Here is a 26,825-nt window from a genome sequence, read left to right as displayed (position 1 = left end):
CAAAATTAGCTTTTTGCAGTTTAATCATATATTTATTTTTTATTATTGTATCGTAATTTTTTGTAATAGTCAAATATAAGATTTAATTTATTACATTGAATGTAACATTAATAAAAAACGTTGACATTAAGTCAAAACAATGCTATAATATGCACATAGGAAGATTCTATCCCCGCATTTGCCTTTTATTAATAAATGTGGAGTGGTCAGTTGGGAGTTTTCCGCTTTTCTTTAAAGTTAGTTCCCTGACTGGCCACTCCGTTTTTATAGTTTTCATCTTTTTGAATCCTGGTGGGATCCAAAAATCTGAAAATCTTTGATATTTTCGGGATTTATATTTGTGAAATAGCTTAAATGATTAAACTGCAAAAAGTTAGTTTTTTATGAAGCTAAAAATTGGCTTTTTGCAGTAAAATCTTAAATAAAAAACACCTTTGTAAAGTAGTAGATTTACAAAGGTGTTTTTTATTATTTATACGTTTTCAACCCGTTTAACCTCAGGAATTTCTTCCTTTAAAGTTTTTTCAATTCCATTTTTTAATGTCATCTGAGCCATGGGGCAGCCACCACATGCTCCCTGAAGTCTTACCTTAACTACACCATCCTCTGTAACATCGATCAATTCTACATCGCCGCCATCGGCCTGAAGACCTGGTCTAATTTTATTTAAAACTTCCTGAACTCTCTCTTTCATTATAGCACCTCCTTTGTTGATAATAAAAATAAATTTAATACTTACAGGCAATGATATTAGTCTTTGTAATAAGTTCGAGATTCATTCTTAAAATCCTTCTTTTATTGTAGGAAAAAGTTTTAAAGAGAAAAAGGAGTGTATATTATGCTATTTAGCACTACAAATTTTGGCGTCTAATTCCATTTTGGCTTTCTTTAATTGATCAGGATTATAAAGAAGATCGAGGACAGTCATAGCCAGAGCTTTAGCTGCAATTTTTAAAGTATTGAGCCCCTCTGGGGATATAGTAGCATCAGCAAATTCCCGCGAATGACCTCTAAGCTTTTTGCTGCCGATAGCTAGATACGGATGAATAGAAGGGACTATTTGACTTACATTGCCCATATCAGTTGAACCGCTGCCTTCGTGAAATGGCAGGATATCTGTAATTCCTAAAGTACGCAAATTCTTTTCAAAAAAGTTACCGATTACTTTATTAGAGATCAGGTTGTCATTAGAGTTTTCGAATTTACGGATTTCAAAGGTAGCTCCAGTCATCATGGCTGCACCTTTGCAAATATTTTTAAATTTTTGCACAACCTCATCAAGATAGCTTCTTTCTTTTGCCCTTAAGTAAAATCTGGCCTGGGCCCGGTCTGGAACTATATTGGGGGCTTTTCCACCATCGGTGATAATACCGTGAATCCGGACATCGTCTTTTAAGTGCTGCCTGAGAGCATTAATTCCATTGAAAGTTTGAATAACTGCGTCCAGGGCGTTGATTCCCAGATGTGGTGCTCCAGCAGCATGGGCTGTCTTACCAAAAAAGGTAACTTCCAGGGCGTCAATAGCCAGGGAACTGGAAAGAATTCGATTTTCGGTACTTGGATGAAACATCATGGCTGCATCGATATCGTCAAAGTAATGTTTATCTACGAGTATAACTTTGCCGCCACCAGTTTCTTCACCGGGAGTACCAAAAATTAAGATAGTTCCTGGTAGTTCTATATCGAGTTGGGATAGAGCAGCACCTGCCCAAACACTAGCAGTAGCTATAAGGTTATGACCACATCCGTGTCCGATTTCAGGAAGAGCATCATATTCGCAGATAAGGGCTATTTTTGGCTTATTTGAACTCCCGGGCAAAGTGGCACGAAATGCTGTTTTTAGATCAGCAATTCCCATTTCTATAATATATCCATATTTCTCCAAGATCTCAGTTAACCATTGAGCTGCTTTTACTTCCTCAAAGCCCAATTCGGGCTCTTCATAGATTTTTTTCGCAAGGGAGGTGAATTTATCGTATGATTTATCAATCCAGTGGCAGACGGTATTTTTTAATTTTTCTAGATTCTGAGGCATGATATTTCCTCCTTTTTATACAATATTTTACTGCAAAAAGCTAATTTTTCGCTTCAAAAGAAATTTTTCAAACCATTTAAAGTTAGATTCCAGTTGAAATAATATAAAAAAGGAACTTGTTAACAAACCTTTCTTTTTTAGAGACTTGCCCATACACTGCTATAAAAACTAAATATAATTTCTGAAGCGTATAAGTCAAGGCTTAAAGCAAGGAGGGCGGAAGCCTTGACTTTTAAGGACGTGCAGCCAGGATGGTGGAGTGCCCGGTAGTGGAAGAGGGAGCAAGTTATGTGCACCTACCTTTTTTCAACAGTCTGAAGTTTTATAAAACTCTTTGAATATCAACTCCATCTTCCTGAGATAAATCTACTAGTACATTTTCAATTTTAACAATTGGATGGGCCAGGTCATTGGGGTTAATAAAGACAATTTGGCCGATTTCACCCGTAGTTAATTCAACCCATTCATTTTGATAATATCTGGCAATTCTTTTCAGGAAAATAGAAACAAATTGAATATCAAATTTATCATATTTAATCCTTTCTAGTAATTTGATGACCTTAAAGGGATTAATATCTGTTCGGGTATTTCCAGAAAAGGTCATATGGTCATAAAAATTGGCAATAGCGATAATTTTGGCAAATTCATGGATTTGATTCCATTTAGCACCAGTCGGAAAACCTGTTCCCTTTTCGGTTTCGTGGTGCATCAATACACCTACGCAGATATTTTTTGGTAAACCTTTTTCGGTCAAGATACGGTAACTTAGAGTAGAGTGTTTTTTATAAACTTCTAAAATACCAGGCTCCAGACTTTCCATGTTTAAGGTGTTGTATTCAATATCGATTCCTAATTCGGCTTTACCAATATCGTGAAGTAACCCTGCCAGGGTAAGTTCATTTTTCTTCTTTTCAGGATAGTCCAGTAATGTGGCAAAAAGGTTGCAGAGAATAGAGACATTAATACTATGAGTATAAATTGAAGGAGTAGTTTTCTTCATTTTGTGAATATATTTCAAGATATCTTCCTGGTTGTCAATAGTTCCTATTATATCATTGGTAATTTCTGAGATACTATTGTCGAGATGTACATTTGAATCATGATTAACAATCTGGTTAAAAACATTTTTCACTTCATTAGTTTTTTCATTATAGGTCTCGGTGAATTTAACTAAAACTTCTGGATTTACAGTCTGATCTTGTTGAATTGTAGTAGAGGAGTTTGTATCAGCTTCATCGATAATTTTGACATACTCTACTTTATGTAATTTCAATTTTTCCAGCATTTTTTCATCCAGGCGGTCACCTGCATTAACAAGTATACTACCATAGGTTGAAAAAATATCTTCTGCTACTAACATTCCAACTTTTAAATTTTCAAATCGAACCACTGTCATAATGTTCACCTCAGAATTTTAAAATCTCTATATAGTATTTATTTTTTAAGGATTTGAAAGTTCCTGCTTAGAATCGGTATTTTTAGTTTTAAGTTTTAATTTTAAGGCAGGTGTAGATTATCGAAAGTTTAGCTTAACCATTTTTAATCCATATCGTATCGGTCTTGGGTTGAATTTATTAAAATTAACTATAATACCTTATTCTGGTAACAAAGATATTTTTAAACCCTGCAGCTAACCACTGCAGGGTTTTTGTGCATTATTTGAAAGGCTTCCAGCCTTTCTAACAAGGACCTGCTCAAGTAAAAGGCCTATGGACATTAGAAGTTTTAGTTGATTTGAAGGATAAACTTGTTCCATATCCGCTATAATCTTCTTTTAAATTGGTAGATTTACATTCGGGACAGACCAGATTTTTCTTTTCAGCATAGGATATCCGGACTGAAAATTGATGTTGACAATCAGTGCAGATAAAATCATAAATTGGCATGATAACACCTCCCAGTCAAAAATATACTATCCCGGGGTATATGGGGCTTGCTTAAATTTTAACAGACTTGAGTGATAAAGTCAAGGGAATAAAATAAATTAGCCAACAGAATTTTCTGTTGGCTACTAATTTTTTAACAGTATGACCCGGGGCTTTTTTTATTAGTACATTTCTATATCAAATTTTATTTGTTGAATAATAGCTTCGATACTTTCATCAGAAACTCCTATTTTTACACAGAGTTTTTTTATTTCTTCAATGCAACTTTCAAAATCGATGGTTAATTCATCAACAGTTAAATTTAACTCTTCGGCGATTTTTTCAAGTTCTTCAGCTTTAGCTTTTATAATTCCCCTTTCAATCTGTGATAACCTGATTGGTGCAATTCCAGTCTTTTTTGCCAGGTCAATATATTGCATATTCTTTAATTTTCTGGCCTTAGCGATTTTCTTTCCAATTTTTTGCCAATGGTTTTCAATATCTTCTCCCATTAGATAGGAGACTGGTACACCGAAGTATTCACTAATTTTATGTATATATAGGGTAGGGATTAAACGATGACCATTTTTCCATGCTGAAATATAGGATTCTGATACGTTGAGTATTTTTGCCAATTCTTTATTTTTTATATTATGCTCTTTTAAGAGAAAAGCAAGCCGTTCTCCCATTAGTTTTTTCTTATCTTTAAGATTGTCATAATCCATTTGTTTAAAGCCTCCTTCTCTATATGTAAATTATATAAAACTTTTTAACCAGGGTCAATAAAAATTTAACATATATTAATTTAAAGTCTAGTTGTATAATATTTTATGTAAATGATTTTTGTAATATTTTACATAATATAGTATAAATTAATCATAAAATAGCAATAAAACTAAATGAATAATTAACTTTATAAATATTAACAAATTAATACAGAAGCAAAATTTATTGACATCATACAATAATTATGATATTATATGGAAAGGGAAGGTATAATTTAAAAAAGGGGTAGAATGGAATGGGAGGACTGGAAGATGTGTAGTGATGAACTGGTTTTAGCTAAAGAAGCTTTTGAAGCCAGGAATTATTATGATTCCCTTGAAAATTCGATTATTGCATTTGCTAAAACGCAAAATCCTGAAGCGGCAAAGTTAATAGCGTTATCATATTATCAATTAAATTTATTGGAAAGAGCGATAATAAAACTGAAGTGGGCAAGAACTATTAATGAGGGAGATAATTATGCTGAATTGACTCAATTTTTAGGAAATAGCTATGGGAAGATGGGGAAGAATAAACAAGCTATTTCCTGTTATAATGAATTAATTCAGATGAATAATCCGCAGTGGGTATATGCGGGACATTTGGGGAGAGGTATAATTTATAGTAGAATAGGGAAAATGAATGATAACAAAAAATTTCTTGAAAAAGCATTAAAGGAATTTGAAGAAGCAAATGTTAGAGGATTATCTTTAATTGATATAGCAAAATTGAACAATAGTATTGCAGAAGTTTATCAGGCTTTAAATGATCATTATAGAGCAATAGAATTTTATCAAAAAGCAATAGATGTGTTTGAAGGACAATTGAAATCCTGTTCATTAAATGGTATAGCTTTGTCATTAGTAAAGGTCGGTAATTTTAAGGAGGCACATGAACGACTGGATGAATCATATAAGATAATTTTAGAGGGAAATCATGAGATTGAATTAGGAGAAAATTTAAAGGTACGGGGCATATGTTACAAAGAACAGGGGGATTATCATAAAGCTTATTTTTATCTTAAACAGGCAAGGTCAATTTTTAAAGAAAAGGATTTACTTCTTGAATTAGCAGAGGTAGCGTATATATTGGGGGATTTGGAGACAGATATTGAAAGAGCAGCAAAATATAAAGCTGAACATGATCTTTATGTAAGTTCAATGATGGAGGAGGTTAAGGAAATATGAAAAAATATATATTGTTATTTTTAATTATACTTATTGGAGTATTCGGAATAATAAATTTCTCTTTCTGGTCAACTGATATTATAAATAACAATTCACAAATGATTAGTGAACTGAGTTATTCTGAAAAAAATATTTTAAATGGTCCAACCTGGCCTGGAGATTCATAGAGATACACATCCACCTGTTAGGGGTGGTTTTTTTTTACTTCCTCAAATCATATTTAATTTGCTGAATAATAGCTTCAATACTCTCGTCAGAAACACCCATCTTTAAACAGAGTTTTTTTATTTTCTCAATACAACTTTCAAAATCAATGGTTAATTCATCGACAGTTAGATTTAATTCTTTGGCTATTTTTTCAAGTTCTTCAGCTTTAGCTTTTATAATTCCTCTCTCAATCTGTGATAACCTGATTGGTGCAATTCCTGTCCTTTTTGCCAGGTCAATATATTGCATACCTTTTAATTTTCTGGCCTGAGCAATTTTCTTTCCTGCTTTTTGACAATGATCTTCAATATCTTCCCCCATTATATAAGAGACTGGTACACCGAAGTATTCACTAATTTTATGTACATATAGGGTAGGGATTAAACGATGACCATTTTTCCATGCTGAAATATAGGATTCTGATACATTAAGTATTTCTGCAAGATCTTTGTTCTTCAGATCATGTTCTTTTAAAAGAGCGGCCAGACGCTTTCCCATTAGTATTTTTTTATTCTCAAAATTGTTGAAATCCATTGCTCAAGTCACCCTTAATTAATTATATAGTAATATTAAATTAATGTCAATAAAAATATAAAATATGTAAATTTTCCTTGACAAATTATCCAGATAGTGTTACAATAAAAACACAATATGTAAATAATATTTACTAATATAAAAATTATCAAACCCCGGGCCCTCCTCATGACCCCTAATTGCCAGACCCGGGGCCTTCTATATCCTATCAATCTTTGTTTTTTCAACAACATTGGGTAATTAAGTTGATGGTGGTTTGGTCAGTCAAGGAAAGAATAAATAGTAAAAGAAATTACAAATAGTAAATTATCTTTGTAGGGGGGCGATTTATGAAGCTAGATATTAATAAGATCAAGGAATTGATAAAAGAACGGGGGTGGAATGAGGTCATCTTTGCCAGGAATCTTAATCTTGATTATTCATATGTATATAGAGTAATGCGTGGGCAGCGAGGTATTGGTGTAAAATTTATAAGTGAATTGATGAAATTTTGTGAGAGGGAGAAGTTGAATTTTAAAGATTATATTATTCTAAGGTAATTTGTATATGTTTAAGAAATTATACTTTTTTGCAGTATAATCATAATATTGTTTCAATATACTAATGGTTATTAAAATAAAAATTGTTCGTCCATTTTTCAATGGACGATTTTTTATTGGAATAAAATAAAAAAACCTTTGTGGTTAAGCCACAAAGGTATAATTTACAAAATTGGTGCAGAAGGCGGGATTTGAACCCGCACGGGCTTAAGCGCCCACTAGCCCCTCAAGCTAGCGTGTCTGCCATTCCACCACTTCTGCAAGTATGGTGCCGAAGGTGGGATTCGAACCCACACCTGGTTTAACCCAGACCGGATTTTGAGTCCGGCGCGTCTGCCAATTCCACCACTTCGGCATCTTTCCGTACGGCTCGCTTATTATATTAACATATTTGTGTTCGAAATGCAAGGTTTTTTTAAAAATTTTTATTGCAAATTTTAGGCTACATCTATACCTGATTAGTTCCTAAAAGGAGAAAATACCCTTCCTGAATCAGGAAGGGTTAAATTATTTTGCAGGGATAGTATTACAAAAGGGGAGAGGGTTTTTTAAGTTGGATTGATAACATTTTGGCCGCGTAAACTTTCCAGTTCCAGATGTTTATGAGTGGGGAGTTTCCGCTTTTCCATCATTTCCAGAGCCATTTTCGATTCAGCATATTTTATCATGTTGGCCACCAGTTCACCATATCGACCAGCGGTGACATTGGCATTACCTTTTAATTTGCGCTCCTTAGAGATTTCTTCTACAGTACGAATGGCCTCTTTATATTGTTGTTTTAAAAAATCCTGTTCATCTTTCATTAATTCACCTCCCTTGTTTTACCGCTACCTTAAGTTTTTCTTTACCGTTAGTTTACCAAAGAACTGCCTATGCTATTTTGACAGTTAATGTGATGAATACTTCTTTTATGAAGTGTAAAACTAGTTTAGAGTACGTTTTTTAAAAAAAGGGGGAATAAGATGAAAACCATTAAATTCAAGAAGTGGATTGTATTGATTTTTGTATTTATTTTTATTTTAACTTTTACTTTTACTTATATTTTTTATCTGGACAAGAAACCGCTCGTTTCCGATGATCAAAAGAATCGAAATAAAATAATTGAAGAATCTGCAATTGATCAGATGGATATTCAATTTAAAAAACAGAATCAAAATCTATCATTAGAGCCAGCCGCAAATCTTGAGGATATAATAAAAGCCAGTAAAGATTTATTTCTCTTAAAACATATGATCGAGAATGGTCAAGAATGGATTAAAGGTGAATTAGAGAATTATCCGGTGCTTAAATATTCTGAACCAATGCTGCGTAATGATGATGTTAAAGGTGTTCAGGCAATTTTAAAAAAGCTTGATTTTTATTACGGTGCTATTGACGGAATCTATGGTCCGAAAACATTGGCTGCTGTTAAGAAATTGCAAAAAAGATACGGCTTAAAACCGACGGGGATTATGGATTTAGATGACTATAACCTGCTGGCCCGGGTCTATGAAGAGAACATTGAAGAGAACATTCCTGTTGTCGGGAAATCTAAACCCGAAGGAAAGGTGAGCATATTAATTGTTCTGGATGAAAGAACACTGTATGTTTTTGAGGATAATAAAATATTTGCAAAATTTCCTGTGGCCATTGGAAAAAGGGATACTCCGAGTCCCATCGGAAATTGGAAAATTATATCAAAAGATAGTTGGGGCGGAGGATTTGGAACGCACTGGCTCGGTCTTAATGTTCCATACGGTAAATATGGAATTCACGGAACCAATAAGCCCTGGTCTATTGGAACAGCAGCAAGTCATGGCTGTTTTAGAATGTTCAATCGGGATATAGAGACCCTTTATAAATGGGTAACCTGGGGAACCCGGGTTTTTGTAGTTGGAGGTAATTTTCCCTATAACCTACCCTGGCGGACCATTAATGATGGAGATAGGGGTTCAGATGTCTGGATGGTACAAAATCGTTTAAGAGAATTGGGTTACTATAAATGGCGTCCTGATGGAATATTTGGTTATAGAACTAAAAAAGCTGTCCAGAGATTTCAAAAAGATTATGGCTTGCCAGCAGATGGAGAAGTGGGTTGGTCAACTCTCCAAAAATTGGGTTTTTACCTCTTTCAGTAGTTTTGATGTGATATTTTTTTCGTTATTAGATTAAAATATTATATATATATAATTACATTAGTTGGAGAGGATTTTTATGAGAAGGCTGGTCTTTTTTATTCTGTTTTTGATTTTTTTTTGTCCAATTGGAATTGCCAATTCACCAGAGTTAGAAATCCGAATCAATATTCCTGAGTTTATTTTGCGAGTATATCAATCAGAAGAGATTATATATGAAGCACCGGTTGGAGTTGGACGTCCAGGCCATGAGACCCCGATTGGAGAGTTTATAATTATAAATAAAATAAAGGACCCTACCTGGTATCCAAAAAATAGAGAACCTATTCCGCCTGGACAAACTAATCCTTTGGGAAGTTACTGGTTGGGATTGAGCAAAAAAGGATATGGAATTCATGGAAATATTAATTCTACCTCAATCGGAAGCTCCGTTTCTTTAGGGTGTATCAGGATGTATAATAATGATATAGAATTGATTTATCATCTGGTTGAAAAAGGGACCAGGGTAAAGATATATTACCAGACGATTTTTCTTATAAAAGAGGGAGAGGATCTTAAATTTCGTCTCCTTGAAGATATTTACGGATATGGAACAAACAATATTTTCACATTTCTTAATCTCATAAAGGATAAGGAAATCAAAGATAAGATATTTATACCATATTTAATTTATCTCTTAAAAACTAAAGAAGCAGGAATCTATCCAGTTCCACATAAGGTTTCCTTTATCTATCAAAATTATTTCTATAAGAATATCGGATTCAGGTTTGGGAATGTTATTTACATTGATCCTAGAGCGATACCAAAACTTATGCAAAAGGAAAAAGAGTTAAAAATTTTTCTTAAGAATAAAGAACGTTATATTACTCTGGATGAATTGGAGTCAAAACTTATAAATCACCGGATAATTAGCCATAACAAGGAATTGATTCAAATTTACTCCAAAAATGACTTCAAAGTCAGAGGAGAATAATATTTTTTGGTGAAATACTGAATTAAAGAAGAGAGATGAGAGTACTGAATTTGGAATATAAATTTAAGGAGGAGTTCAAATGTTTAAAATAAAAAAGAAGCCCACCTGAAAGTTTGGTGAGCTTCTTTAGAAAAAACCGGTTATGAGAGGAGGTCATAACGCATCATTTCTTGAACGAGTCTGTGAATGACTTCAACTTTAGCTAAAGCTTTTACTTTTTCCCAGTCCTGTTCCATGATGGCTTTCACCATGTCCAGAGGTAGACCGGTTTCTAAAGAAATGGCTTCACTTAAGCGAATTTTACCGTATTCTTCAAGAGTGTTCCAATCTGTATTCAATATAGCTTCAACTTCATCAGGAGTCAATCCTGAATCTAAAAGCCGAGTCCTGATTTGGTTTATTAGTTTAGGTTTGATGGCATTGAAATCACCCTTGGCAATAGCTTCAACTTCAAATGGTTCCAGAATATAATCTGTCATTTGACTTACCTTTTCGGTTAAGTCAGCTTTAGTAATCAGGCCGTATGCTTTTACATAGCGTGCCTGATTACTTTCATCAGTAATGATAAAAACTCTATCTGTTTTTAAAAATTCGGTAATTGGAACAAGACGGTTATTTCGCCCAATCAGAGCAGTATCAGAAAGACTTAGAACAATACGTTCACCATTCAAACTGGTGATAGCCAATTTATTGGATGCTGGATAAACCTCGGCAACAAAACCTGTCATAGTCTTGTAGTTTTTAAAAATTTTAAGCATCTTGGCAGCCTGAGCCCGGGTAGTCAATTCATTGGGGCGGAAGGTACCATCAGGGTAACCGTTCAGAATATCCAGCTCAGTTGCCAGTTTAACATATATATTTGCCCAATGGTCTTCACTCATATCCAGATAGGATTGAAAGTGAGACATATTAATCTGATTCTGCTTTTCTTCAAGTCCCAATGCCCGAATTAGCATAGTAACTACCTGTGCTCTGGTCAGTTTTTCTTCAGGGCGGAATGTCTTATCAGGAAAACCGGTTACAATTCCTTCGTTTACCAGAGCAGCAATATAACCTCTGGCAGGATGGGAATCAATATCAGTTAATTCTGTGGTATACATTTGGTCCAGGTAAAGAGATCTGGCCAGAGCTTCTGCAAATTCTGCTCTGGTGATGGGCTGGTTCGGTTTAAATTTCCCATCATCGTAAACCTTCATTATATTTTGATCCAATAAGCTTGTAATATAATCTTCTGCCCAATGCCCTTTGATATCAGACGGATTAGCCAGTGTTGTGGAAGTAATTACAAAGACGAGTACAACACTTAGTAGGAATAGTGTTGCGATTTTCTTCAAGGCAGATGCTCCTTTCTCTATAATGATTGGGGTATGACCTCCTCAACTTTAACTCTGGAACATGGCTATACTAAATAATATCATATTTGTTTGCAAAATTCCATAAAATCTGTAGATGTAAATTATGGTTATTTAGGAAATAAATTTTTAATGGAACAAAATTAATATTTGCACGTCTAAAGGTTTAGAAAGGAGTGAAAATGGTGGCAGTATCGGATAAGGAATTGATAGAAATGTTTAAAAAAGGAGAAGAAAAGGCTTTTGAAGAAATTGTAAGGCGTTATCAAAAGAAAGTTTATAATACCATTTATAGGATATTAGGGAACCCGGAAGATGCTAATGATCTAGCCCAGGAAGTGTTTATTCGGGTCTATCGAAAACTTCATCTATTCCAGGGAAAGGCCAGTTTTTCTACCTGGCTTTTTACTATTACGTCCAATCTCTGCCGTGATGAGCTGAGGAAACGTCAAAGGCGTTTAAAGATTCGGAGTCTATCTGAACCGATTCGGTATAAAGATGGTGAAATTGAGCAGGAAATTTTAGATGAGAGTATGACACCGGAAAGAATATCAATTAACCGGGAATTAAGAGATGAAATTCAGGCAGTAATTGATAAACTACCGGATGAACAGAAAGAAGCGATTGTTTTAAGAGAATTTCAGGGATTTAGTTATGAGGAAATAGCTGAAATTGTTGGAGTTGCTCTCGGTACTGTTAAATCCCGGATCAGTCGAGCGAGGCGAAATATACGTGAGGAGTTGAGTAATCTGAGATCATCAGTAAGTTCATGAATAAAGGGGGGAAAAGGATGAAACATGAGGAATTGAAAGAATTATTACCACTATATGTTGATGGTGGCCTGGATAAAGATGAAAAAGAACTTGTTAAAATGCATCTTGATAGTTGTAAGGAATGTCAAAATGAAGTGGAGATTTATAAGAAAAATTATGATTTTCTTTCATCAGTTGAAGCAGTTGCACTACCTGATAATTTCTTATCTTCCGTTCTAAAAAAGATAGAAAAAGAGAGAAGGGATAAGTTAGGGGAATCTACTTTACTTAATCGCATAAGGGAATTACTCAAATTTAAACTGAGTGTTCCTGTTAGTGTTGTAGGTGTGGTAACTGTTATGGTGCTTTTAGTTGTAATGGCAGGTCTTTTTCCAGATATTCAGTATCAAAAAGAAACTCCTGAAATGCCCAAATATGACCTTAGAGGTGAGATCAGGTATTTTAAACCTGAGGCAATGAAGACTCCGTTGAAAATGGGTCAACCGGAGATGTCTTTAACAGCTAAAAAAGCACCATCCCAGGATCAAATAGAGCGAAAGATCATTAAAAAGGCCAGTTTGCAAATAGAAGTAAAGGATATAAAAGAAGTTGATAATGTAATTATAGAGATTGTCGAAAACTATGGAGGTTTTATTTCTGGTTCCCGGAGCTGGATTTCTGAAGTTAATAGGTATTATAGTTGGTATGAATTACGAATTCCAACAGATCAGTTTTATCAGGTTATCAGTCGGGTTGAAGAGTTAGGCAAAGTGCTATCTCGCTCTATACGGGGTGAGGATGTAACAGAAGAATATATTGATTTGGAAACCAGATTGAAGAATCTCAAACTTCAGGAAGAGCGATATCGTCAGTTATTGATTAAAGCTGTTAAAGTTGATGATATCTTAAAAATAGAACGGGAGTTAGAACGAGTTCGGAGCACAATTGAAAGTTTACAGGGAAAATTAAATTATTATGATGATAAAGTTAGTTTAAGTACCATTGATGTAGAGTTCAGGGAACCAGAACCTATCACTTCTTCTCAATGGGGGATTGTAAAAGCATTAAAACAGGCAGTACGGGAAATGACCAATACTTTTTATAATCTGATTGTTCGTCTAGGTGCATTGCTACCATATCTGGTATTAATTTTAATTGGATATGTAATTTTTCGGGTTAAAAGATTGAAGAGATAAGCCAGTTACTTCTCAGTAACTGGTTTTTTTAACTAAATTATGGTTAAACTGCAAAAAGCTAATTTTTCGCTTCTTGAGAAATTTTTCGAATCATCTAAAGCTCGATTTCTGCCGAAATAAGGTTTCCTAATCAAAGGGCCCTCCTGGCCCTTGATTGGCTTATCACTTCCTGTGATGAGGCCTTATTTCGTCGGAAATCTCGCTAAGATGATTTGACGAAAAATTTCTATGTCGCTCAAAATTAGCTTTTTGCAGTTTAAAATACTTTTGTAACATTTATGTCATACTTTTGTAACATTTATACTATAGACTTAAGTCAGAAAATAAAAAAAGTAAGGAGTGATGGGAATGAAGAAGGTGTCTTTGATTCTTGTAGTTTTGGCTCTTTTAGGTCTGATTACTGTACCTGCCTTTGCCTTTGGTGGTTGGGGATTTGGTTTAAGGGGTTTTATTAATTCGCTTTCGGAAGAAGATTATGCTAGATGGCTTAAAGATCAGGTTGAAGATGGCTGGTTGACCCAGAAGCAGGCTGATTATATGTTAGAGATGTATAAAAGAAGAACTCAGGGTTGGACAGAAGAAGAGTATAATGCCTGGGTTGATCAGCAATTAAATGATGGTTGGATTACTAAAGAACAGGCAGAGTATCTTAAGGAAAGATATAAGGTATATAAAGAAAGATTTGGAGATTCGGTTCCTTTTATATGGCGAGGCGGTTATTATGGTTGTCCCTATTGGTTCAAGGCTGATGGGCCAGGATTTGGAGGTTGGGGTCACTGGGGTTATGGACCAGGTATGATGGGTAGAAGATGGGGATGGTAAGATCTTAAATATAAAAGCAAAAATAGCCCAATATCTCTTTCCCAGAGATATTGGGCTATTTTTAAAGAATTTTTTCCAGGGTTTTCTATGGAGTTACTTAAGGAAGTTAGTATTATATATAAATTATTGTTCCACTAGGTGGGCTCGCATTAGGTTTGTTGACATGGGATTCGCGTTTTATAGTTACCAGCTTGGTTGTTTATAGATTACTTAATGCTGTTGGAGATCTAGTAGTTCAATTTAGGTTTTAGCAAATATGAGGATTTATAGTTTGTTCTTTAATTAAAAAATTTAATTCTTTAGGAATTACCTATTGCCTTTTCAAAAACCATATGCTATAATTAAAAATGTAAAAGGATGCGGGCGTAGCTCAGTTGGCAGAGCATTAGCTTCCCAAGCTAAGGGTCGCGAGTTCGAATCTCGTCGCCCGCTCCAAAATTTTTTATCCGTATTACAGTAAAAATTTATAAAAAATTAAAAGTTATTACTGAAAGTCCCTTTATTTTAAGGGACTTTTTCTTATTTCAGGGTTAATTTTTTATTAACCAAATCTGGATGGATTACATATATTGATAGTAGTTATAACCATTTGTTTGAAGATAGAGCTGAAATGGGAGTGGTGGTGTATGAAAATAGGGATAGACGGAAGAGCAGCAAAGTGGTATCGTGGAACCGGAATTGGTACATATACCTATCAGCTATTAAAAAATCTTAAACTGGTAGATGCTTCAAATGAATATTATTTTTTCTGGCCTGGGGATGATTATGATTTTTTACAGAGGGGTCCACTGATTAAAGTTGAAGAAATTAGTCATAAAAAAGATTTATTCTGGGAGGAAGTCCATATCCCTATCCGTTTATCTGAAGAGAGGATCGAAATTTATCATGTTCCTCAGAACGGTATTGGTTTACCGCGGTGTAAGGAAAGTAAATATGTAGTTACTATCCATGACTTAATCCCTTATACAATGCCGGAAACTGTAGGAAAAGGTTATTTAAGGATATTTTTAAATCAAGTACCCCGGATTATGGAGGAAGCAGATTTAATCATTACCGTTTCAGAATATTCGAAAAAAGATATTATTCGTTATTTTAACCTTACTCCGGATAGAATTGTGGTCACACATCTAGCCCCAGAAGACTTTTATCGGCCTTTACCCTCTGATCAGCTCAAACCTTTTTTAAAAAAGTATAACTTACTACCCGGTTATATTCTCTATGTTGGAGGGTTTAGTCATCGGAAAAATATTAAGGCAATTATAAGAGCTTTTGCACTTATTAAAGATCAGCTTCCTGAAAATTATAGATTAGTCATTGCCGGAAGTCCCGGCCGTTCTTATGAGGATTTAATGAAACTGATTCGCCAAAAAGGCTTAGAAGAGCGAGTGGACTTACCGGGTTTTATCCCGGTTAAAGAGATGGTTTATCTTTATAATGCTGCTAAACTATTTGTTTATCCATCTTATTATGAAGGATTTGGTTTACCACCACTAGAAGCTATGGCCTGCGGTATTCCAGTTATCACTTCCAATGTTACTTCTATTCCGGAAGTGGTTGGCGACGGGGCAGAAACAGTAAACCCCAGTGATGAAGTAAGTCTGGCAGAGTTGATGTATCGAGTCCTTAGTGACAGGGAGTTCTGGTTTGATTTACATAAAAGAGGTATGAAACGGGTGGCTCAGTTCGATTGGCGAAAAACAGCTGCCCAAACATTACAGGCATATTATAAACTCTATCAGTCTGAATGTATGTAAACTCTGATGATTAGGAGGGAGGTTAATGGTTTCAGCAGTTATCATGGCCGGCGGGTTGGGAACCCGATTCTGGCCGAAAAGTCGAATAGATAATCCGAAGCAGTTTTTAAAATTCTTTGAAGATATAACCATGATTCAAGCAACTGTCAGAAGGGTTGCTAAAATCTTTCCAGCTGAGAAAATCTACATTGTGACAAACTCAGAGTTTGCTCCCCGAATTTATAATGAAATACCTGAAATTCCAAAAGAGAATGTGTTAATTGAACCATTTAGACGGGATACAGCTGCCTGTGTAGGCCTGGCTGCAGTAAAAATTAGTTTGAGCGACCCCGAAGAAGTAATGGTTGTTTTGCCGTCAGATCATTATATCGGTGATGAGACTGAGTTTGCTAAAACCCTGGAAATTGCCGTTGAACTGGCAAAAGAGAAAGATTGTCTGACCACTCTGGGTATTAAACCAACTCGCCCTGAAACCGGATATGGATATATAAAGATTGGCGAACGGTTGAGTTTAGATGTAGATAAGCCCATTTATCGAGTGAAAGAGTTTACTGAGAAACCTGATCTTAAACTGGCCAGAGAGTTTTATACCCGAAGTGATTATTTCTGGAATAGTGGGATTTTTATATGGAAAATAAATGTAATTTTGGACCATATCTCATCCTTTTTGCCCCATCTATACCAGGGATTAATGAAAATTAAAAATGCTATGGGAACAAAAAAAGAAGAAGAGGTACTTAAAGAAGAGTACAGCACATTTATTCCCATTTCCATAGATTATGGAATTATGGAAAAAGCCTCGGAAGTATATATGGTTTTGGCTTCTTTTGTCTGGGATGATATGGGAAATTGGGCTGCACTTGAAAGAATTATGAAGAGTGATAAAGATGGTAATATTGTTATGGGTTTTCATTTAGGCTATGATACTAAAAATTGCATTATAAGCAATAATGACAAATTCATTGCTACCCTGGGAATTGAAAATCTGATTATTATTGAAACAGAAGATGTAATTTTAATCTGTAATAAAAATCGAGCACAGGAAGTTAAAGATTTGCGGGAATTAATTAAATCAAAAAGTCTGGATAAGTTTTTGTAAGTTAGAGAGGATATGTTGGAACAAAATTTTAATTTGTCAGGAGGGATTTTTATGAAATATAAACATAGATGTAGTAGCACTAAAGAATTAATACAGAAATTAGAAGAAGTGGTAAAACAGATTAGGGATCATCATACTATTCTGGTAGATTGGCAGGAAGTAGAGATTCCTGAAGAGACAGTCTTTAAAGTCAGGTTTAAGGATAAGGGGACTTCTCGACAGTTAAAATTAAAAATTGAGTGGGAATGTACAGATTTGGCAGAAAATAATGAGCTTTCGGGTGAATAGCCCTGAAAGCTCTTTTTTCACTATTCAACCTATTAAATTTTATCTGGGTGGAATTGTGACCCCAATTGGTGTAGCAATCTGATTTGTTTCCGGGTCGAGATAGCAAAGCCAATAGCCCATTGCGCCAATGCGTTCTTCAATCCCATAGTAGGGATGCCAGTAAAGATAACCTGTTCGACCCTGATCTGGCTGTTCACTGCGCAAGAATCGGCCGGGAATTCCGTGCACAAAATATTGAATGTTTCCATTTCCATCTGTTTTAAGCCCAATGATATGGGGTAAATCAAGACCCTGATTGACTGGGGTTGGAATAGGCGGCCAGAGAAATTGTTGCCAGTTAGGACAAAACAAACAGTGGTTTGTATCTGCTTTTTTTATTTTCCACCATTTGTGATTAGGTAAAGGAGGGCTAAAAGGTTCAAACTTTTTTAAGGGTTGGGTTTTAGAACCTTTTAAATAACCAATTAATAGAATTAGATCTCCTGGGTGTTTTACAGAATCAGGTTCGGCAGTAATGATGATTTCTGAAAATCCTTCCTGCCATTGTATTGAAATATCGTAAAGTATGTATAAACCCTCTCCCGTAGGAGTCAAAGTGCCAATAAGAAATGACTGATTAGTTTCAGGATTAAAGAGCCAACCTTTATAGCAAGTATATTCCCGCTCTGTAGTAGAAAAATAGCCAGGTTCGGGTAAGTTATAAATATTCAAAGAGATTTGTTTGCTTTTATTAGAAAAATTAGCAGTACCAATGACATTTTGAAAATGTTTTTTGATAAAGCGTGTAGGAAAGAGGGTGATTTTTTTAATTTCTTGCATTTTTCAACCTCCTTTCGTGAAAATATACTTTTATCTTATCATATGAATTAAAATAACGGAGAATGACTCACATTTGCTATAAGTTACTCATAGAATAGTTTAGGCCCTCAAAGTAGGGTTAATATTTATGAAAGGATGATGAGGATGGTAGAGAAACTGTGGAATATGCTCAAACTTATTCCGAGTATCGCAGCTAGCCGGAAAAATTCAATGATCACCGGACTTGCCCGGATTGAAGAGAATTCAGATGAACTGATCATCTCTGTATATCATTTACCAGATCCGATGGAATTTCTAGGTGGCAGAGAAGCTACATATTACGCCTGGTCCTATGATAGCAAAAATAATAAATGGAATAAAATTGGTAAATTGCAGCGAAGAAATAAATTGACCTTTAGCTTTAAAAAAAAGCTGAGTCCAGAAGGAGATGGGATTTTTGTTACTGTTGAGGCAAAAGATATGGAGCCAAATCGGCCTGGCCAGGTGATTATATCCAGTAATCCCGAATTATTCTATCAGGATTTAACCGGTGAGAGTATTGAGAAAATTCCTGCCAGAAAAGAAGAGAAAAATGATGAGGAGATTAAGCCAGCTGTTAATGCAGAAGAATCTATCGAGATGGATTTAAAGGAAGAAAGTTATCAAAAAGAACGCGTAGAAGAAAATTATGAAGAAGAATCTGTACATTTTGGGTTAGAAATGAGTGAAGGTAAGGCAGAAGAAGATTTAGTAGAGGAATCTGTTACTTTGGATTCTAAAGAAGAATTAAAATATCCTGAGCCAGAAAGAGCGGTAAATGAGTCAGAGATAGATGAGGAAAAGGCGATGCTAACAAATCAGTTTGGCGAGGTTTTATCTGATTTTCACCGTGATTTGTCTGTAGATGAGGTAATTAAGATTTTAAAAAAACGTTTAAAATTCTGGAAAAAAGAGATTGATTTTGTGGAGTATTGGGAGAAATGTAAAGAATACTGCTGTGAATTTTATGAAGAAACAAAACTTAAGGAACTGTTAATGCAGATTAATGAAGATGTGAAAGATATTCTGGATAGGATTGATTTAGATGATCTGTGGGATAGAATTGAAGATTTTATCAAAGAAATAATGGAACTGCTCAATTCTAAAGAATGGATTGAAAAATCTAAGTGTTGGCTTAAAGAAGCTGATATAAAAGAATGGTTTTATAAAATCAGAGCATATCTGGATGCGATTTTGGATGAGATTAATCCAGAAGAACTATGGTGCAAGATCAAGGACTGGCTGGAAAGTATTTTAGAAAAGATGGATATAGATGAAATTTTGATCTGGATTAAGTTAAAAATTCGCAAGATGCGGGAAATGGATGTAGATGAATTCAAAAAGGAATGTAAAAGACTATTTAAGCAATTTGTGGATGGTCTAAAAATGCCGGAGTTAAAAGTGGCCATCTTTAAAGTTGCAGTTAAAGATAAGGTAAATAGGGTTGAAAAATTTATTCAAAAGATCAAAGATCGGGATGGCTTTAAGAAGTTAGGTCAAAAATCCAGGCCGCCGAAGAGTAAAGATAAAAGAACTAATCAGAAAAAAAAGAATCAATTTTTAGATTATACTACCCACATTAATTTTTATGATAACCCTTACATTTTTAAGCCGATTCCGGACTATGGCTCAGAAGAGATACCTTTCGTTCAACCATATTTATTCTATAGTTATCCGTGCATGGGATATATGAACGGTATGTGTCCCTATATTCAAACTCCCTATCAAAGTTTTTTTCGAGTAGGTTATGATGCTATGGGAGAGCCACGGTATTTTTATGATATAAAGGATGAAGAGTATTATTTTATTACTCCTGATGGCGAGATTGAGAAAAGATGAAAGGAGGAATCAGCTATGGGTAGACGTACCAGGTTAATCATAAAACGAATTGGGCATCTAGAAAAGCTCAATCGCTATTATGATCTGGATATTCAGAATATTCATCGTGGCAGAGAAAGACTGATACTGGATACTCCAAAGGGCCAATTTCAACTGATTCCCACAGACTGTGATGAAGGTTTTTTAATCTTTCTTTTTTCTGCCCAGCAGCATTTAAAGGCCAATGGATTTGAGAAGTTTTTATCCCTTTATCAGTCCAAAGAAGCCTATCCATATATTAAATACCGGGATCAGTTGCTGGTCCTGATGGATAGAATGGACGGAGAAAAATTTACCTATACTCCTATAAATATTACCAGAGGAATGGAGACTTTGGCGGAGTTTCATAGAGCAGCCCGGGGGTTAAACCCCATGCCAGGTAGTGAATTTAAAGTTTCCTGGGGTAAATGGCCAGATCGGTGTTTTGAAGAGATAAATGAATTGGTAAAATATAAGTTAATAATCAAAGATAAAAAGCAGAACTCTTTTGATGAAAAGTTCTATGAACAGGTAGATCGCCTTATTGAAAGAGGACTTATGGCCTGGCAGAGATTTAATCATGAAGATTACCGTAAGCTGTTGAAGCGAGAGATGGAAGCCAGGGCCTTTAATCTGCATAGTTATAAAGATTCTAAGTTGCAGTTAGTAGATGATCAAGTGATTATTAAAAATATGCTGAGAATTAGGTACGAGGTTCAGGTCTATGATCTGGCTGTCTATCTTGATGAGATTCTAAAAGCGACAGAATTACCGGTCAAAGAAGTAGCTGAATTTATAGATCATTATACAAAAATTCGTCCTTTAAGATCTGAAGAGTGGGATGCTTTGATTGCTTTTTTACTTTATCCTAAAGGATTGTATCGGTTGATCCGGCATTATTATAAAAAGCGGAAGGTAAAGGATAGTTTGGAACGTTTTGATGATTTGTTAAATCTTATTGACCGGGAAGATGAGTTGATTACCTACCTTGAACAAAAAAAGGTAGAATAGAGGTGTTCTAGGGATGACTGAAAAGAGTGAAATTGCTCATTCTCTTCATCAGGTTGCGCTAACCCGGTATAGCATTACTTTTGAAAGTGCTATTCAAACTGAAGATGGGTTGCTCTTAAAAGATGATAATGATGAATACTATCATTTAAAAAAATATTCAGGTGAAAGACAGGAATTACTGGCCTCTTTAGAGGCTGAGGAGTATCTTCTCAAAAATGGTTTCAAATGGGCAGTACCCAGTATTCCGATGATTGGTGGAGAGACCAATCTTAAGTATGATGGACAGGATTTTTACCTGAAAAAGTGGCAGCCAGGAGGGGTGGATTTTCCCTTTCGCTGGCATTACCAATTAGGAAGTGAAATACTGGCCTGGATTCATCAGGCTGGTGAAGGTTTTCAACCCGGTATAAAAGAAGGGTGGGAATGGCCGGATTGGGTTCAATTATTTGAAATGGCCAGAGATACCATCTACGAATTACATACAACTATAATCGATGAAAAGGAAGAAAAACTGGCTAAATACTTTGATAAGACAGTATCGGATGCTTTTCGTGCTATGCAGGAAGCTATTATTCATCTTAAAAAGGCGGGATATTATGAACAGCGTCTTGAAGGAATGAGTAGAGGTTATATAAGTTTAAGTCAAGTTCCGGCTCCCACTTTAGGTATGGAATTTGACTTGCTCAATCTAATTATACCTGATTTGCCCGCTTGTGGTCTGGGAGCATATCTAGGCCAGTTGGGACATTGGCGAAAGGTAAGGGTGATTAATGATGTAATTGATCTTATTACTGCTTATAACCATATCCGTCCTCTTAAAAGTGAGGAGATTGATTTGATCAAAGGATTTTTAAAATTCCCCTGGCATTTCTGGTGGGTTACAGAGAAGTACTTTCTTAGAGAGAAAGAGAAGAAAAGAAATAAAAAATATGCAAAAGCTCTTAGAAAAATCTCTCAAGCTACCACAAAAGAGATTTATTCTGCTTTATTAGAATTATAAAATATTTCCTTAAAGATTTAAAAGGACTGATAAATTTGGTTTCAGTCCTTTTTATTATTTTAGGTGCTTATTTGATAAAAGTTATTTTTTTTGGGTCTATAATTAATGTTGTGAAGAAAAAATTATAAAAAATAAAAAGGCATTTGCTGGCTCCGTTGAATTAATTAGTTGCGAACTAAAAACCAAAGAAAGGAGTCCAGCAAATGCAATATAATAATATCATAAAATTTCTTGATTTGCCAGACATTATTGCAACTGAAATTATTTCAACAGAGGACAGATATATTTTTATCGCTGAAGCAAAGAAAAATCACATTGTGTGTCCTCAGTGTGGTAATATCACTAATAAAATCCATGATACAAAATGGCAAAATATTAGAGACATCCCCATAAGAGGTAAACTAGTAATCATTAGACTTCTAAAGAAAAGATATCGTTGTCCTTATTGTCATAAGAGGGGTATCCCTGAAAAATATGAAAGTATTGATAAATATGCCCGTAAAACCAAACGCTTTGATAAATATCTTGCTAAAGAAACTGTCAGCAAGGATTATTCTAAAGTTGCTAGAGAAAACGGGTTAAGTTATACAGCTGTTAATAATGCAGTTAAAAAAGTAGTTGACCCTCTCATTAAACAACAAGTTTCAAAACTTAGTCAATTAAAAGCCATCAGTATCGATGAATTTGCAGTTTTAAAACGCCATAAATATGGAGTTAGCATTACAGATCCAATTAATCGGGAGTTAATTGACATTTTACCTACTCGCAAAAAGGATGATTTAATTGACTACTTTAATTGTTGGGAAGATGAACAAAGACGACAGATTCAATCGATCTCTATGGATATGTGGCGGCCGTTCAAAGCAGTAGCAAATGCAGCATTTACTCATGCAAAAATTGTTATAGATAAATTTCATCTTGTAACTTTAATGAACAGAGCCCTTGATGAAGTTAGAAAACAAGTTCAACAAACAGTAAATAATCATCAGAGAAGAAAGTTTTTTCAAAGTCGTTTATTACTCCAAAAACGAGCTGAAGAATTGACAGATGAAGAACATGAAAAGCTCATCAAATTATTTGAACTCAGTCCAGCTCTAGAAAAGGCCTGGGAATTAAAAGAGGAATTCAGAGACCTATTGCAGCTAGATGATGTGAAAGAAGCCACCAGAGCTCTAAAAAGGTGGTATAAAGAAGTAATAAAAAACAAGCTGATGCCTTTTTACCAGGTAAAAAAGATAATACAAAGATGGGAAGAAAAAATACTAAATTATTTTAAGACTAAGATAACCAATGGCTTTGCTGAGGGTATCAATAACAAGATTAAATTGATCAAAAGGATTGGATATGGTGTTCCAAATGTTATGAATCTAAGGAGAAGAGTATTTAATGCAATGTTAAGTTATTAAATTTAAATGTTTATTTCAAAATCAATTTACCAATCAATTCAACGGAGCCAACTTATCTTTCACAACATTTGACGGAGAGCCTTTTTTTTTTAAAAATGATTGAAAACTTTTTAAATCAGATTAAAAAAAAAATATTAACTTTGGCAGGAAATAACTTTGGTCTTGTCAAATTAATAAAATAGCTTTTAAATATTTTCTGGTAAGGTATAACCGTTTATTTAGGAGGGATGAATAATTGAAAATTAGTATTAAAATAAAAATTATTACATTTTTTACTATAGCCTTGCTGGTTATTACTGGTTTTTATTTCTATAATTTTCAGGTAACAATGAAGGGAGTACTGGAAAAATCGGTGCAGCTTCAGCTCCAGAGTAATGCAGTTAACGGAAAGAAAATATTGGAGAGTAAATATTTAGGTTCCTGGAAAGTAAAAAATGGTCGGTTATATAAGGGTTATATAGATGTGAGTGAAAACCGTAGTTTTGTCGAAGAGTTTGGTAAAATAAGTAATAGTATTGTCAGTTTCTCAGTTGGTGCAAAGATAGTCAGTACCAATTTAAAAAAGGATGGAAAGATGACTTTGGAATTGAGTCCTGAGGTACAGCAAAAGGTTTTAGAAAACGGAGAGGTGTATTTAGGACCAGTAGAGATTGATGGAGAATCATGTTACGCCTATTATGAGCCATTGAAAAATTCCCAGGGGCAGATTATTGGAACATTTGGGATTGCTGTTTTAGAAAAAGATGCTTTCAAGATTTATCACGAGGTCCGGAACCGTACTTTATTGGTAACTTTGGCCTTATTTATTCTGGGAGAGATACTGCTGTATGTTATGATAAGTAGAATGCTTAACCGTTTGGATAAGACGGTTAACAATATTAAAGTAGTTGCAGAGGGTAAACTATATGAAGAATTGTTTAATGACCGGGGTTCAGACGAGCTTTACATATTGGCTTTATCCTGTAAACAGATGGTTCGTCAGTTCCGTGAAGTAATATATGAGATAAGTAGATCTTTCAACCAACTGAACCGGGCCAGTGAAGAATTGAACGAATCTGCTATGAGTTCCAGTCGTGCTTCTGAGGAAGTGGCTAGGTCAATAGAAGAGGTGGCAATACGAAGCCAGGAGCAGGCAAATTATATTCAGCAGATTCTAAAATTATTGGGTGAGATATTAGAGCATATGCAGCTTGCTTTGGAAATGGGTGAGCGTTCCAGTAATCAGTCTCGACAGGCTTTAGAAGCGGTAAATCAGGGCCAGTTAATTATTGAAAAAATGGCTGATCAGATAAGTTCCATTCAAAAGGCCATTCAGGATAATGCCAGCGTAGCTGAAAAATTGGTTCAGAGGACGTCGGAAATTGAAGAAATTTTAAACTTCATTAATTCCATAGCAAATCAGACCCAACTTCTAGCTTTAAATGCAGCCATAGAAGCTGCCCGGGCAGGAGATGTGGGACGCGGTTTTTCTGTTGTTGCAGAGGAGATTAAGTCTCTTGCAGAAGAGGTTTCTGAGTCAGCTGGTCAGATTCAAAAGTTGATTAAAGAAACCCAGAATGAATCAGAAAAGTCTCAGCAATTGATGGACCGGAGCAAATCTGAAGCGGAGAAAGGATTTGGTCTGGTAGAGCAGTCGAAGGAAATTTTTAATACTATTCAAAAGGGGATAACAGAGACAAATAAGGTAGCTAATCAGACCAGAGAGAGTATTATATCTGTAATGGATTTGAGTCAAAATGCAGCTAAAAAGATGGATGAAGTAGCTATGATCACTAAAGAAACCTCTTCAAATGCAGAAGAGGTAGCAGCGGCTACAGAAGAGCAGTCTGTTACTGCCGAAGAGGTAGCAGATATGGCTGAGAAATTAAAAGAGATTGGTGAAAAAATCGGAGATTTGATTAAAAAATTTGATCTGGGAGAAGAGTGATAGTTTTATGACGCAGGTGAACCTGCGTCTTTTTTAATGTATGATTAAACTGCAAAAAGCTAATTTTGAGCGACATAGAAATTTTTTGAAAATCATCTTAGCGAGATTTCCGACGAAATAAGGCCTCATCACAGGAGGTGATGAGCTAATCAAGGGCCAGGAGGGCCCTTTGATTAGGAAGCCTTATTTCGGCGGAAATCGAGCTTTAGATAATTCGAAAAATTTCTCAAGAAGCGAAAAATTAGCTTTTTGCAGCATAATCATTAAATAATAGTTATCTGATTCTCATCAATTGAAAAGGTTTGTTGAATACCAGGTTTTATCTTAGTTTGTACATCAACTGTTATTTTGAAATTGGTGGTTGCTCCTTGTGGTGAAAATAATTTTACTATACATTCATAACTTTCTCCTTTAAATTGAACGTCTTCTATTTTTCCTTTAATCAAACCATTCGGATCGGGTTTTAAACCTCGAGGACGAATAATAACATTTACCTTCTTTCCATTATTTTTGTGAATATTATTTACTTTAAGTGAGAAGTATTCTGTTTTGATTGTATTACCAGAACAAATTCCTTCCAAAATATTTCCTTGACTTACAAATTTAGCAACAAATAAACTTTTTGGGTGAAAATAAATTTCTTCAGGGGTTCCTATCTGTTCAATTTTCCCCTGGTTCAGGACGATTATTCTATCCGAGATGGTTAATGCCTCTTCTTGATTATGGGTAACAAAAAGACAGGTGGTTTCAGTTTGCTTTAAAATTGATTTAATTTCAACTCTCAGCTGTTCTCTTAAACTGGCATCAAGATTACTGAAGGGTTCATCCATTAGAACAATACAGGGTTGACGCATAAGAGCCCGAATAAGAGCTACTCTTTGCTGCTGACCACCGGAAAGCTCTGAGGGTAATTTTGACTCTAAGCCATCTAAATTTGCTAATTTAAGTAAATCTTTTGCTCTTTGATTCAAATCTCTGGTTCGCTTTAAGCCAAAGGTAATATTTTTAATCACATTTAAGTGAGGAAAAAGAGCATAATCCTGGAAAACCATACCAACATCCCGGTGTTCTGGAGGAACCCATATCCCTTTACCATAAACCTGTTTACCTGCCAGAATGATCTCTCCTTCATCAGGGACTTCAAATCCAGCAATTATTCGTAAAGTTGTACTTTTACCGCAACCACTTGGACCAAGTAAACTAACAATTTCACCTTCATTAATGGTTATATTTAAATTTTGTACTGCCGGTTGTGCTGTACCGGGATATTTTTTGCTAATATTTTTACATTGAATAATCACTCTT

Annotated in this window: 26 protein-coding genes and 3 tRNA genes; 17 read left to right on the top strand and 12 right to left on the bottom strand. The window is 35.0% G+C overall.

All coding sequences use genetic code 11. The features are described from left to right. Positions 1–472 precede the first annotated feature (472 nt). The 5 genes from BBF96_RS10740 to BBF96_RS10720 all read right to left on the bottom strand — a co-directional run bounded on the left by BBF96_RS10740 (position 473) and on the right by BBF96_RS10720 (position 4,625). Positions 473–694 (bottom strand): NifU family protein, encoded by a 222-nt coding sequence (locus tag BBF96_RS10740; protein ID WP_127017148.1) that lies wholly within the window; start codon positions 692–694, stop codon positions 473–475. Between the two features lie 147 nt (positions 695–841). After that, positions 842–2,035 carry a M20 family metallopeptidase gene (locus tag BBF96_RS10735; protein WP_127017147.1) on the bottom strand — a complete coding sequence of 398 codons (1,194 nt, stop codon included), beginning with the start codon at positions 2,033–2,035 and terminating at the stop codon, positions 842–844. Positions 2,036–2,357: 322 nt separating this feature from the next. Then, the gene (locus BBF96_RS10730) at positions 2,358–3,431 is read right to left on the bottom strand and encodes an HD-GYP domain-containing protein (protein WP_164731020.1); all 1,074 of its coding nucleotides are present in this window, start codon (positions 3,429–3,431) and stop codon (positions 2,358–2,360) included. Between the two features lie 298 nt (positions 3,432–3,729). Beyond that, positions 3,730–3,921 carry an FmdB family zinc ribbon protein gene (locus BBF96_RS10725; protein WP_127017145.1) on the bottom strand — a complete coding sequence of 64 codons (192 nt, stop codon included), beginning with the start codon at positions 3,919–3,921 and terminating at the stop codon, positions 3,730–3,732. A gap of 161 nt (positions 3,922–4,082) precedes the next feature. After that, entirely contained in the window at positions 4,083–4,625 is a 543-nt protein-coding gene (locus BBF96_RS10720; protein ID WP_127017144.1) for a helix-turn-helix domain-containing protein, read from the bottom strand. A 312-nt stretch (positions 4,626–4,937) separates the two neighbouring features. Between BBF96_RS10720 and BBF96_RS10715 the strand changes: the two genes are divergently transcribed. Continuing rightward, positions 4,938–5,852, top strand: coding sequence for a tetratricopeptide repeat protein (locus tag BBF96_RS10715; protein WP_164731019.1), 915 nt, complete (start codon positions 4,938–4,940; stop codon positions 5,850–5,852). Then, the gene (locus BBF96_RS16455; protein WP_164731018.1) at positions 5,849–6,019 is read left to right on the top strand and encodes a hypothetical protein; all 171 of its coding nucleotides are present in this window, start codon (positions 5,849–5,851) and stop codon (positions 6,017–6,019) included. The genes BBF96_RS10715 and BBF96_RS16455 overlap by 4 nt, the downstream gene beginning before the upstream one ends. A 34-nt stretch (positions 6,020–6,053) precedes the next feature. Here the strand turns inward: BBF96_RS16455 and BBF96_RS10710 are convergent, their stop codons facing one another. Continuing rightward, a complete protein-coding gene (locus BBF96_RS10710; protein ID WP_127017142.1) occupies positions 6,054–6,593 on the bottom strand; it encodes a helix-turn-helix domain-containing protein in 540 nt (179 codons plus the stop codon). 329 nt (positions 6,594–6,922) lie between these two features. On the opposite strand from BBF96_RS10710, the gene BBF96_RS10705 reads away from it, so the two are divergent. Beyond that, positions 6,923–7,132, top strand: coding sequence for a hypothetical protein (locus BBF96_RS10705; RefSeq protein WP_127017141.1), 210 nt, complete (start codon positions 6,923–6,925; stop codon positions 7,130–7,132). Between the two features lie 173 nt (positions 7,133–7,305). On the opposite strand, the gene BBF96_RS10700 is transcribed toward BBF96_RS10705, so the two are convergent. The 3 genes from BBF96_RS10700 to BBF96_RS10690 form a co-directional block, all read right to left on the bottom strand. Further along, positions 7,306–7,393: transfer RNA gene (locus BBF96_RS10700), tRNA-Leu, on the bottom strand. 5 nt (positions 7,394–7,398) lie between these two features. After that, a tRNA-Leu gene (locus BBF96_RS10695) sits at positions 7,399–7,487 on the bottom strand. A 193-nt stretch (positions 7,488–7,680) separates the two neighbouring features. Next, positions 7,681–7,935 carry a hypothetical protein gene (locus BBF96_RS10690; protein WP_127017140.1) on the bottom strand — a complete coding sequence of 85 codons (255 nt, stop codon included), beginning with the start codon at positions 7,933–7,935 and terminating at the stop codon, positions 7,681–7,683. Between the two features lie 159 nt (positions 7,936–8,094). Between BBF96_RS10690 and BBF96_RS10685 the strand changes: the two genes are divergently transcribed. Together BBF96_RS10685 and BBF96_RS10680 are read left to right on the top strand one after the other, a co-directional pair. After that, positions 8,095–9,249: a L,D-transpeptidase family protein gene (locus BBF96_RS10685; RefSeq protein ID WP_127017139.1), complete on the top strand. Its 1,155-nt coding sequence runs from the start codon at positions 8,095–8,097 to the stop codon at positions 9,247–9,249. Between the two features lie 76 nt (positions 9,250–9,325). After that, entirely contained in the window at positions 9,326–10,219 is an 894-nt protein-coding gene (locus tag BBF96_RS10680) for a L,D-transpeptidase (protein WP_127017138.1), read from the top strand. A 140-nt stretch (positions 10,220–10,359) separates the two neighbouring features. Here BBF96_RS10680 and BBF96_RS10675 read toward each other — a convergent pair whose 3' ends face one another. Next, positions 10,360–11,553 (bottom strand): S-layer homology domain-containing protein, encoded by a 1,194-nt coding sequence (locus BBF96_RS10675; RefSeq protein ID WP_127017137.1) that lies wholly within the window; start codon positions 11,551–11,553, stop codon positions 10,360–10,362. A 203-nt stretch (positions 11,554–11,756) separates the two neighbouring features. Between BBF96_RS10675 and BBF96_RS10670 the strand changes: the two genes are divergently transcribed. The 7 genes from BBF96_RS10670 to BBF96_RS10640 all read left to right on the top strand — a co-directional run bounded on the left by BBF96_RS10670 (position 11,757) and on the right by BBF96_RS10640 (position 17,482). Then, positions 11,757–12,344 (top strand): sigma-70 family RNA polymerase sigma factor, encoded by a 588-nt coding sequence (locus BBF96_RS10670; protein ID WP_164731017.1) that lies wholly within the window; start codon positions 11,757–11,759, stop codon positions 12,342–12,344. Positions 12,345–12,361: 17 nt separating this feature from the next. Next, positions 12,362–13,519 carry a DUF4349 domain-containing protein gene (locus BBF96_RS10665; RefSeq protein ID WP_164731163.1) on the top strand — a complete coding sequence of 386 codons (1,158 nt, stop codon included), beginning with the start codon at positions 12,362–12,364 and terminating at the stop codon, positions 13,517–13,519. A gap of 348 nt (positions 13,520–13,867) precedes the next feature. Next, positions 13,868–14,341, top strand: a complete 474-nt coding sequence (locus BBF96_RS10660) for a hypothetical protein (protein ID WP_127017134.1) — start codon at positions 13,868–13,870, stop codon at positions 14,339–14,341. A 359-nt stretch (positions 14,342–14,700) separates the two neighbouring features. Next, positions 14,701–14,776: transfer RNA gene (locus BBF96_RS10655), tRNA-Gly, on the top strand. A gap of 191 nt (positions 14,777–14,967) precedes the next feature. Continuing rightward, positions 14,968–16,095: a glycosyltransferase family 4 protein gene (locus BBF96_RS10650; RefSeq protein WP_127017133.1), complete on the top strand. Its 1,128-nt coding sequence runs from the start codon at positions 14,968–14,970 to the stop codon at positions 16,093–16,095. A gap of 25 nt (positions 16,096–16,120) precedes the next feature. Beyond that, positions 16,121–17,194 (top strand): mannose-1-phosphate guanylyltransferase, encoded by a 1,074-nt coding sequence (locus BBF96_RS10645; RefSeq protein ID WP_127017132.1) that lies wholly within the window; start codon positions 16,121–16,123, stop codon positions 17,192–17,194. Between the two features lie 51 nt (positions 17,195–17,245). Beyond that, a complete protein-coding gene (locus BBF96_RS10640) occupies positions 17,246–17,482 on the top strand; it encodes a hypothetical protein (RefSeq protein WP_127017131.1) in 237 nt (78 codons plus the stop codon). A gap of 39 nt (positions 17,483–17,521) precedes the next feature. On the opposite strand, the gene BBF96_RS10635 is transcribed toward BBF96_RS10640, so the two are convergent. Then, the gene (locus tag BBF96_RS10635) at positions 17,522–18,301 is read right to left on the bottom strand and encodes a hypothetical protein (protein ID WP_127017130.1); all 780 of its coding nucleotides are present in this window, start codon (positions 18,299–18,301) and stop codon (positions 17,522–17,524) included. Between the two features lie 144 nt (positions 18,302–18,445). Between BBF96_RS10635 and BBF96_RS10630 the strand changes: the two genes are divergently transcribed. From BBF96_RS10630 to BBF96_RS10610, 5 genes are all read left to right on the top strand, one after another. After that, positions 18,446–20,158, top strand: coding sequence for a hypothetical protein (locus BBF96_RS10630; protein ID WP_127017129.1), 1,713 nt, complete (start codon positions 18,446–18,448; stop codon positions 20,156–20,158). Positions 20,159–20,173: 15 nt separating this feature from the next. Next, a complete protein-coding gene (locus tag BBF96_RS10625; RefSeq protein ID WP_127017128.1) occupies positions 20,174–21,187 on the top strand; it encodes a CotS family spore coat protein in 1,014 nt (337 codons plus the stop codon). Between the two features lie 13 nt (positions 21,188–21,200). Then, the gene (locus BBF96_RS10620; RefSeq protein ID WP_127017127.1) at positions 21,201–22,187 is read left to right on the top strand and encodes a protein kinase family protein; all 987 of its coding nucleotides are present in this window, start codon (positions 21,201–21,203) and stop codon (positions 22,185–22,187) included. 203 nt (positions 22,188–22,390) lie between these two features. After that, the gene (locus BBF96_RS10615) at positions 22,391–23,593 is read left to right on the top strand and encodes an ISL3 family transposase (RefSeq protein WP_127015677.1); all 1,203 of its coding nucleotides are present in this window, start codon (positions 22,391–22,393) and stop codon (positions 23,591–23,593) included. 235 nt (positions 23,594–23,828) lie between these two features. Further along, positions 23,829–25,520 (top strand): methyl-accepting chemotaxis protein, encoded by a 1,692-nt coding sequence (locus BBF96_RS10610; protein WP_127017126.1) that lies wholly within the window; start codon positions 23,829–23,831, stop codon positions 25,518–25,520. 263 nt (positions 25,521–25,783) lie between these two features. On the opposite strand, the gene BBF96_RS10605 is transcribed toward BBF96_RS10610, so the two are convergent. Next, positions 25,784–26,821: an ABC transporter ATP-binding protein gene (locus tag BBF96_RS10605; RefSeq protein WP_127017125.1), complete on the bottom strand. Its 1,038-nt coding sequence runs from the start codon at positions 26,819–26,821 to the stop codon at positions 25,784–25,786. Between the last annotated feature and the right edge of the window lie 4 nt (positions 26,822–26,825).

Origin of the sequence: Anoxybacter fermentans, from assembly GCF_003991135.1 — a bacterium.
Lineage (GTDB): Bacteria > Bacillota > Halanaerobiia > DY22613 > DY22613 > Anoxybacter > Anoxybacter fermentans.
The sequence above is the reverse complement of the archived record's forward strand: the minus strand, read 5'-3'. Positions and strand labels throughout refer to the sequence as shown.